Source organism: Streptomyces sp. NTH33, from assembly GCF_003236365.1.
Taxonomy (GTDB): domain Bacteria; phylum Actinomycetota; class Actinomycetes; order Streptomycetales; family Streptomycetaceae; genus Streptomyces.
Genome location: NZ_POTZ01000816.1, coordinates 1 through 1,779, shown reverse-complemented (window position 1 = coordinate 1,779; position 1,779 = coordinate 1). Strand labels below are relative to the sequence as shown.

Annotated in this window: 2 protein-coding genes; one reads left to right on the top strand and one right to left on the bottom strand. The window is 75.9% G+C overall.

Annotation, left to right across the window (positions count from 1 at the left end; all coding sequences use genetic code 11):
- Window positions 1-425, top strand: a 425-nt coding sequence (locus C1I97_RS36565; protein ID WP_146608427.1) for a M23 family metallopeptidase, incomplete at its 5' end; no start/stop codon positions are given.
- Here the strand turns inward: C1I97_RS36565 and C1I97_RS36560 are convergent.
- Window positions 415-1,452 carry a DMT family transporter gene (locus C1I97_RS36560; RefSeq protein ID WP_111007197.1) on the bottom strand — a complete coding sequence of 346 codons (1,038 nt, stop codon included), beginning with the start codon at window positions 1,450-1,452 and terminating at the stop codon, window positions 415-417. The genes C1I97_RS36565 and C1I97_RS36560 overlap by 11 nt on opposite strands.
- Window positions 1,453-1,779: the final 327 nt, after the last annotated feature.

The following is a 1,779-nucleotide window of genomic DNA, read 5'->3' as shown; positions in this document are numbered from 1 at the left end:
CCCGGCAGCACTCGGCCTCGCACACCCTCGTCGCCCCCGTCGGCGGCCCCGTCGGCACGGCCTACCGCGCGTCCGGCGCCCACTGGTCGAGGGGTTACCACACCGGCGTCGACTTCGCGGTTCCCACCGGCACCTCCGTGAAGGCGGTCGCGGCCGGCCGGGTCGTCAGCGCCGGCTGGGGCGGCGCCTACGGCTACCAGGTGGTGATCCGGCACGCCGACGGCCGCTACTCCCAGTACGGGCACCTGTCGGCGATCTCCGTGCGGGCCGGGCAGACCGTCGCCGCCGGGCGCGGCATCGGCCGCTCGGGGGCCACGGGCAACGTCACGGGCCCGCATCTGCACTTCGAGGTGCGGACGGGGCCCGGATTCGGCACGGACGTCGACCCGGTCGCCTATCTCAGGGCCGGCGGGGTCACGATCTGACGCGGGAGCGGTACCGGTCGGGGACGGACACCGGGACACAGGGGCTCGCGTAGTACAAGCCGTCGCGGAACCGGCCGATGACGAGCGGCGGTTCGTCCACCGACGCGGCCCCGGGCCGCTCGGCGGCCGTCTCGGCCGGCGGCAGCTCCTCCGCGGGCGGCAGCTCCTCCGCGGGCGCGCCCGGCGCCACCGGAGCCGTACCCCCGATCCGCTCGGTCGTCAGCAGGATCAGCCCGCCCGCCGCCACCACGCCGCAGCCGAGGGCGAGCACGGTGCCCGTGGTGCCGTGGCGGAAGGTCTCGCCGAACAGCGTGAGGCCGACCGCGGCCGCCACCACCGGGTTCACCACCGTCAGCGTGGCCAGCGGCGCCGCCAGGCCACCGCCCCGGTACGCCGCCTGCGACAGCAGCATCCCGGCCGTGGCCAGCACGCCGATCGCGGCCAGGGACGGCAGCCCCGCCGCGGGGACGCTGCCCGTCCAGTCGACCGCGACCGTCTTGGTGAACACCGAGGAGATGCCGAAGGCCATGCCGGAACCGGTGGCGAGCAGCACGCTGCGCACCGCCGGATGCCGGTGCGCCGCCCGGCCCGCGACCGTCAGCGCCACGACCACACCGCCGGTCACCACGGCCAGGACCCCGCGCTGCGCGGCGCTCAGCGACTGCGCGCCGGACGCGCCCACCAGGGACAGCAGGCCCGCGAGCCCCACCGTCGCCATGATCGCGCCCCGCCAGGCGGCGGAGCCCGCCCGGCGGCCGACGAACAGCGCGGCCATGGGCAGCGCGAACACGATGGTCAGGGCACCCAGCGGCTGGACCAGACTGAGCGGACCGCAGGCCAGGGCCGCCACGTGCAGCAGCCCGCCGAAGCAGTTCAGCGCCACCGCCGCCCACCAGTCCGGCCGGCGCAGCGGCGCGTACCGCTCGCCGGGGCAGGACACCGCGACCTGCTCCTGCACGATCGCGCCGCCGGCGTAGGCGACGGCGGACACGAGCGACAGCAGCACGGACAGCGAGAGGACGCTCATGAGCTGCTCCTCTGCGCGAGGCGGGGGCGGTGGGCCCAGTGGGGCGAACGGTCGGCTTCCATGGTCCACCACCCTGCCGTGCCGGGCGCTTCCCGTCGTCGTCCCTGAGCAGTCAATGGGTCCTACTGCCGATGGAGTAGACCCCGCCCGCAGTCCTCCCCCGGGCGGGCGACAGGGGACGGAGAACCCCCTGAGGGAACCCAGGGAACCCCCTGAGGGGCCCCCTCAGGGGCCTTGGTACCACTGCTCCCATGGACCTCGACCCCGAACTCGCCGCCCTGCGCTCCCTCGGCGGCTTCTTCGTCCTGCGCACAGGCACCCCGCCGC

Excerpts from the sequence above, each read along its gene's own strand:
- C1I97_RS36560 (WP_111007197.1), bottom strand. The coding sequence starts at position 1,452 with ATGAGCGTCCTCTCGCTGTCCGTGCTGCTGTCGCTCGTGTCCGCCGTC.